This window comes from Methylobacterium sp. WL103 (genome assembly GCF_008039885.1).
Taxonomy (GTDB): domain Bacteria; phylum Pseudomonadota; class Alphaproteobacteria; order Rhizobiales; family Beijerinckiaceae; genus Methylobacterium; species Methylobacterium cerastii.
On the sequence record NZ_VRUX01000197.1, the window covers coordinates 1 to 7,089 of the forward strand.

At 69.1% G+C, this 7,089-nt stretch carries 6 protein-coding genes; 2 read left to right on the forward strand and 4 right to left on the reverse strand.

All coding sequences use genetic code 11. The annotated features are described in order from the left end of the window. The 3 genes from FV222_RS13365 to FV222_RS13375 all read right to left on the reverse strand — a co-directional run. The coding region (locus tag FV222_RS13365) for a septal ring lytic transglycosylase RlpA family protein (protein WP_147814626.1) at positions 1 to 765 on the reverse strand (765 nt) is incomplete at its 3' end. Between the two features lie 323 nt (positions 766 to 1,088). Next, positions 1,089 to 1,406 (reverse strand): ribbon-helix-helix domain-containing protein, encoded by a 318-nt coding sequence (locus FV222_RS13370; protein ID WP_147763077.1) that lies wholly within the window; start codon positions 1,404 to 1,406, stop codon positions 1,089 to 1,091. Then, positions 1,390 to 2,082, reverse strand: a complete 693-nt coding sequence (locus tag FV222_RS13375; RefSeq protein ID WP_147753340.1) for a ParA family protein — start codon at positions 2,080 to 2,082, stop codon at positions 1,390 to 1,392. The genes FV222_RS13370 and FV222_RS13375 overlap by 17 nt, the downstream gene beginning before the upstream one ends. Positions 2,083 to 2,607: 525 nt before the next feature. Here FV222_RS13375 and FV222_RS13380 point away from each other — a divergent pair. Both FV222_RS13380 and FV222_RS13385 read left to right on the forward strand, forming a co-directional pair. After that, the gene (locus FV222_RS13380) at positions 2,608 to 3,204 is read left to right on the forward strand and encodes a PAS domain-containing protein (RefSeq protein ID WP_147753339.1); all 597 of its coding nucleotides are present in this window, start codon (positions 2,608 to 2,610) and stop codon (positions 3,202 to 3,204) included. 88 nt (positions 3,205 to 3,292) lie between these two features. Then, a complete protein-coding gene (locus tag FV222_RS13385; RefSeq protein ID WP_147763079.1) occupies positions 3,293 to 4,939 on the forward strand; it encodes an acyl-CoA synthetase in 1,647 nt (548 codons plus the stop codon). Between the two features lie 37 nt (positions 4,940 to 4,976). Here the strand turns inward: FV222_RS13385 and FV222_RS13390 are convergent, their stop codons facing one another. Further along, positions 4,977 to 7,088 (reverse strand): TonB-dependent siderophore receptor, encoded by a 2,112-nt coding sequence (locus FV222_RS13390; RefSeq protein WP_246685452.1) that lies wholly within the window; start codon positions 7,086 to 7,088, stop codon positions 4,977 to 4,979. Position 7,089 lies beyond the last annotated feature (1 nt).

The following is a 7,089-nucleotide window of genomic DNA, read 5'->3' on the forward strand; positions in this document are numbered from 1 at the left end:
GCGCTCCTCGCGCTCGGGGGCCGGCTTGAACGCCAGCGGCGCCGGCGCCGTCCGCGAGAACCGCTCCGTCTCCTCCGAGGGGCCGAGGTCGGCCACCATCACCGGGGCGCGCCCGCCCGCCGGCACGCCGTCGGTTCGCAGGGTCGCCAGGAGCTTGCGGTCGTCGGAACCGGCGACCGAGGCCTTGCCGAGATAGGCGACGCGCACGTGCGCCGTGCCCTTGTTGTGGAATTCGAGCGCCCGGGCGACCTCCTCCGAGACGTCCATGACGCGGTCGGCGTGATAGGGGCCGCGGTCGTTGACGCGCACCACCATCGAGTAGCCGTTGGCCGTGTTGGTGACGCGGACGTAGCTCGGCAGCGGCAGGGTCGGGTGGGCGGCGGCGATCGAGTGCCGGTCGAACACCTCGCCGTTGGCGGTCATGCGCCCGTGGAAGGCGGCGCCGTACCAGGAGGCCAGCCCCTCGCGGACGTAGCCGCGGGCATCCTCCTTCGGCACGTAGGTGCGGCCGGCGACGACGTAGGGCTTGCCCGAGAAGCGGCGTCCGCCGCCCTTCGGGATCACGTCGCCCTCGTTGTAGAGGCGCGGGCTGGTCTTCACGCCGTATTTCGGGTCGAGCCCGTTGCCGGCGGGGCCGGCGAACTTCTGCGGGTTCGTGCTGCAGTTGGCGGTGGCCAGCGCGATCGCCGAGACCGCGAGCAGGCGCCGCAAGGGGAGCGGGCCGCGGCACGAATCCGGGATTCGAAGAAGCGTCGAACGCGCCATGCCCACCGGATCCGCCTGTACGCCACGTGCCGAGACACCGGCCCGCGGGGAAGCGGTCGCGCCGGAGCATTCGGTTCGCCCCCTGCACAAGGGGACGGTCACCGAACGAACCGACACTTGTCCGAACGCCGTAAAGGAAGCCTGAACGGGCCGGGCGCCGGGGCGTCCGGCTCACGGGATTCACAGGGTTTCGCGCTCCGTCGACGCATGAGGATGCGGCAGCAAAGCGTTGCACTGACATTCAGAAAGCGGGTTCTGGCCCATCGACGGGACCGGTCGGACGTGCCGCCTCGGCCGCGGGGTTTCCGGGCAGGCCTCGGATCTCAGCGCGGGAGATGCTCCGAGAGCTGCTCGATCGAGCGGGCGCCGCGCTGCTTGAACAGCAGGTCGAGGGCTTCCAGCATGATCGCGTGCATCTTCGTGCGCTCGGCGTAGGCGAGGTCGCGCAGCTGGTCGTAGACCGGCGGCTCGAGGTAGACCGACATCTGTCGTGCGCGCTCCTTCAGGGTGGCGGGGCCGCGCTTCTGCGGGGCTGCGCCGCGGTCGAGCTGGACGATCTCGGCGGTCTGCGGCGCCCCGCGCGTGGCCGGCGACGAGGCCGCGACGATCGAGGCGAGGTTCAGCTTAGGCGGCTTCGACATGCTTCACCGCCTTGCCCGAAACAAGCTTGCCCGAGACCGCCTGCCCCGATCCCACCTTGCCCGCCTGGGTGCGCTTCTCGATCCAGGACCAGAGCCGGCGCACCTCGCCCGCCGCCTGCCCCTTCGGGTTGAACTCGGTGACGCCCTGGCCGACGCCGATCGCGTCCTGGTGGTCGGTGCGCGCCACGATGTTGACGTCGGGCAGGATGCCCAGCACCGCGAGGCCGTCGGCCGCGTCGCGGATGCGGTAGGAGCGCGGCGGCGTCTGGTTGAGGACGAAGGCGAACTTCTTCTCGAGCCGGTACACGGCGGCCAGGGTCGGCTTGAAGGCGCGCAGGTCCGCGGGCGTCGGCCGGCACGGGATGATGCAGAGGTCGGCGGCGCGGATCGCCGAGAGGGTGCCGGTGGAATCGACGCCGGGCGTGTCGATGAAGACGTAGTCGTAGGACGATTCGCGAAGCTGGTTCATCACCGCGTCGATCTGCGTGGCGTCGATCTGCGCGACCTCGGGGCCTTCCGCGGTGCGGTGGTCGAGCCAATCGGAGATCGTGGCCTGGCGGTCCATCTCCAGGATGCAGACCGAGCGCCCGGCCTCCTGCGCGGCGACCGCGAGCGAGATGCAGAGCGTGCTCTTGCCGCTGCCCCCCTTCTGGGTGACGAAGGTGATCGCTTTCATCGGGTGGTCCTCGGTTCAGGCTTGCCGTGTCCAGGGCTTGTTTCGTCTAAGGCTTGCTTCATCCAAGGCTTGCTTCGTGCAAGACCCGCTTCGCCCGAGGCTTGCTTTGCCTAGGACTTGCCTGGGTCGAGATCGGCCTGCGGACGTTCCGTTCGCGAGCCGAAGCGAAGTTGCGGCGCACGCGCTCGGAGCAACCTAGCGTCAAGAGACCCGCGCCGAGGCGATGATCCTGTGACCCAGGGATGCCGTGATCCCGATATCGCGTCGGTTATGGTTAAGAGGCCGTTAACGCAGGCGCGGGCCGGGCCGCACGGCCGGGCGCCTGCCGGAGGTCCGTCGACGCCGCGGCGCAGGGCGGACGCGGAACGCGGATCCAAAGCCAACCTCAAGTTCGTTTTTGCGGTCCCGGACGTCTTGGCACTTTTCTTAACTCAGATGATGAATTAGATTGGTTTCCAGCCTCAACGCGGTGGTGGTAAATATACCTCAGGTTTACGTTCTAGAGGATCGGTCTTCAGGAGTTGCATGACACAGGCCCCGCCCCCTCATCCGAACGACGATCTCCGGGCGGTCCTCGATGCCTCCGGCGTCGTCGGCGCCTGGGTGCACGACCACTGGGCGGGGCGCCTCGCGCTGTCGGGCGACTTCGCCGGCCTGCTCGGCCTCGATCCCGAGGTCGCGGCCGCCGGCGTGTCGCTCGGCGCCTTCCTCGACAGGACCCATCCCGAAGACCGCGCCCGGATCGAGAGCTGCCTTCACGCGGCCGGCGAGGTCGGCGGCCCGATCGAGGCCGAGTTCCGCACGCTCGAATCGGAGGTCGGGACGCGCAAGCTCCTGATCCGCGGCCGCGTCGAGCGGAACGCGGCCGACGGGACGGCGCAGGGGCGCGGCATCGTCATCGACACCACCGAGAACCGGTCGGCCGACCTGCGCCAGGCGGAGCGCCTGGTGAACCGCATGGCCGAGCACGTCATCGCGCTGCGCGCGCTGGCCGACGGCCTCGGGCAGGCGAACCTGACCAAGCTGGTCGACGGCCTGATGATCGAGATCGGCTTCGAGCTCGCCAAGTTCCTGCACGAGCCGCACACCCTCGGGCCGGGGCGGGCCGAACGCCACCACTGATCGGAGCGGGTTTCGGTGGGCCGAGGGCCGTTGGACCCCGCAGCCGCGCGCGGTACTGTCCCGGCGACACCTTGGCCCGGAGGCCGCCATGCGCCGCGACACGATCTACGACCGCGACCTCGACCGGAACCCGGCCAACCACCAGCCCCTGACGCCGCTTGGCTACCTCGACCGGGCGGCGCGGGTCTTCCCCGATCAGGTCGCGGTGATCCACGGGCCGCTGCGGCGCTCCTACGCCGAGCTCTACGCCCGATGCCGCCGCCTGGCTTCGGCGCTCGCCGCCCACGGGATCGGTCGCGGCGACACCGTCGCGGTGCTGCTCGCCAACACCCCGGCGATGATCGAGTGCCACTACGGCGTGCCGATGGCCGGCGCCGTGCTCAACACCCTCAACACCCGCCTCGACGCGGCGGCGCTGGCCTTCTGCCTCGCGCACGGCGAGGCCAAGGTCCTCGTCGTCGACCGCGAGTTCTCGGGCATCGCGCGCGAGGCGCTGGCGCAGGCCGGGCGCAGCCTGCTGGTGATCGATGACGACGACCCGGAATATGCCGGCGCCGGCGAGGCCCTCGGCACCTGCGACTACGAGGCGTTCCTCGCGAAGGGCGATCCCGAGCACGACTGGGCGATGCCCGACGACGAGTGGGACGCGATCAGCCTGAACTACACCTCCGGCACCACCGGCGACCCGAAGGGCGTGGTCTACCACCATCGCGGCGCGGCCCTGCTCTCGCTCGGCAACGTCGTCATGGGGGCCTTGGGGCAGCACCCCGTCTATCTCTGGACGCTGCCGATGTTCCACTGCAACGGCTGGTGCTTCCCGTGGACGCTGTCGATCGTGGCCGGCACCCATGTCTGCCTGCGCCAGGTCCGGGCCGGGGCGATGTACGCGCTGATGGCCGAGCACGGCGTCACCCACCTGTGCGGCGCGCCGATCGTGATGCAGCTCCTGATCAACGCGTCCGACGCCGAGCGCCGGCCCCTGCCCCGCCGGGTCGCGTTCTTCACCGCCGCCGCACCCCCACCGGAGGCGGTGCTGGCGGGCATGCGCGAGGCGGGCTTCGCCGTCACCCACCTCTACGGGTTGACCGAGAGCTACGGCCCGGCGGTCGTCAACGCCTGGCACGCCGAATGGGACGACCTCCCGGCCGACGCCCAAGCCGCGAAGAAGGCGCGCCAGGGCGTGCGCTATCCCGTGCTCGAGGGCCTCGACGTGCGCGACCCCGAGAGCCTCGAATCCGTGCCCGCCGACGGCAAAACGATGGGCGAGGTGATGATGCGCGGCAACGTGGTGATGCGCGGCTACCTCAAGAACCCGGCCTCCACCGAGGCGGCGTTCCGGGGCGGCTGGTTCCACACCGGCGACCTGGGCGTGAAGCACGCGGACGGCTACGTGCAGCTCAAGGACCGCTCGAAGGACATCATCATCTCGGGCGGCGAGAACATCTCCTCGATCGAGGTCGAGGACGCGCTGTTCAAGCACCCGGCGGTCGCCGCCGCGGCGGTCGTCGCCAAGCCCGACGACAAGTGGGGCGAGACGCCGTGCGCCTTCGTCGAGCTGAAGGAGGGCGCGTCGGCCGACGCCGACGACCTGATCCGCTGGTGCCGCGGCCGGCTCGCCGCCTACAAGATGCCCCGGACCATCGTGTTCGGCGAGCTGCCCAAGACCTCCACCGGCAAGGTGCAGAAGTACCTGCTGCGAGAGCGGGCGCGCGCGGGGTCGGAGCAGGAATCGTAGCCGGCGACGCGGGCGGCACGCGCCGCCCGCGCGGGGATCACCACTTGTAGGCGAGGCTCGCCACCACGCGGCGGGCGTCGCCGTAGAAGCACGAGAAGGACGACTGGCAGGAGGAGACGAAACGGCGATCCGCGATGTTGGTCGCGTTGACGGCCAGCCGCCACCGGTCCCAGTTGTAGTGCACCTGCGCATCGAACAGGACGTATTCCGGCACCCGCAAGGTGTTGGCCGTGTCGGCGTAGGATCGACCGACGTAGCGCACGCCGCCGCCGAAGCCGAAGCCGCGCCATTCGCCGGCGGGAATGGTGTAATCCAGGAACAACGAGGCGAAGTTCTCGGGAATGTTCACCGGCACCTTGCCGAGGGTGGTCGGGTCGGCGCTCTTCTCCGTGGTCAAGCCGTAGACGGTGTAGGCGGCGACCGCATTCAACCCTTCCGCGAGGGTCGCGGTGAACTGCGCCTCGAAGCCCGTGGAACGGACCTGTCCGATCTGGGATGAGAAGAAGGTGTTCGGAACAGGCGTCTGCACGTTCTGGCGATGGATGTCGAAGCCGGCCAGCGTCAGGAAATAGCCCGCACCCGGCGGCTCGAACTTGACGCCGCCTTCGATCTGGTCGCCGGTCTCCGGCTTGAAGGCCTGATTGTTGATGTCGGTGCCGAGCAACGGCTGGAACGAGGTCGAGTAGCTGACGTAGGGCGCCAACCCGAAATCGTAGTTGTAGATCAACGCCGTGCGATAGGTGAAGGCGCTGTCGCTGCGGCCGTTGCTGCCGGCCCCGGCAGTGAGCTTGTCGACCACCCGGTTGTCGGCGAAGTCCTGTCGGCCGCCGAGGACGAGGGTCAGGCGATCCGTGAGCTTGATCTGGTCCTGGAAGTACAGGCCGAGCTGCGTGAAGGAATCCGCGTTGACGAGGTAGGGCGAGGGGCGGCCTGTCGCCGGTCCGTAGGTCGGGTTGATGATGCTGATGTCGGGGACGGCGTAACCTGCCGCGAAGTTGGTGCCCTGGTTGTCGTGCAACTGGAAATTCTTGTAATCGAGGCCGATCAGCAGGTCGTGCTTGAAGATTCCGTCGAAGAAGCGCGCCTCGGCCTGGTTGTCGACCTGGAACAGCCCGATCTTGCTCGACGTCAGGAACTGGTAGCGCGCAAGCCGGGTCTCTGCGGCGTTGCTGTAGCCGAGCTGGCCGATATCCGAGTTCTGGAAGCTTTCGCTGAACGAGTAGCGCAGGTTCTGGCGGATGGTCCACGTCTCGTCGAAGGCGTGCTCGAACTCGTAGCCGGCAAAAGCCTGCTGCCGTCGGAAGGTGTTGAAGCCGGCGTCACCCAGATTGAGCGAGCGCGGGATGTACAGGCCCGACAGGTTCCGACGCACGGTGCCGGAGTAGGGCAGGAAGTTCGCGGTGACGGCCGTGTTGTCGTACTGGTAGCTCGTCAGCACCGTGAGCTTGGTCGCCCCGTCCGGCTTGTAGGTGAAGGCCGGTGCGATGTAGCCGCGGTCCTCGGGAGCGCCGTCGACCTGGGTGCCGCCGGAGCGGCCGAAGCCGGTGAGCCGGTAGAACCAGTGGCCGGACTCGTCGGCCGGGCCGCCGACGTCGAAGGCGGCGTATTTCTGATCGAACGAGCCGCCTCCGACCTCGACGTAGCCGAACGGATCCAGCGGCGGCCGCTTCGTGATCTGGTTGATGATGCCACCGGGCGAGCCCGCGCCGAACAGCACCGCGGCCGGCCCGCGCAGGATCTCGATCCGCTCCAGGCCGAAGGTCTCGGCCTTGAAGGTCCCGAAGCCGTAGTTCAGGAGCTGCAGCCCGTCACGGTAGATGCCGTAATCGCTCGCGACGAAGCCGCGGATGGTGAAGTAATCCACGCGGGAATCGGCGCCGAAGGTGCCGGAATAGACGCCGGCGACGTACTGCGTCGCCTGGGTCAGGGTCTGGGCCTTCTGCGCATCGATCTGCTCGCGACCGACGACGCTGATCGATTGCGGCGTCTCGATCAGGGGCGTGTTGGTCTTGGTGGCGGTGGCCGAGCGGGTCGCGACGTAGCCGTCCACCGGGCCGGTCGGACTCTCGATCGCGCGCGCGCCGACGCCGGAAGCCACGGGCGACGCCGGGCCGGCGCGGCCTTCCACCGTCAGCGTCTCGAGCTGCACG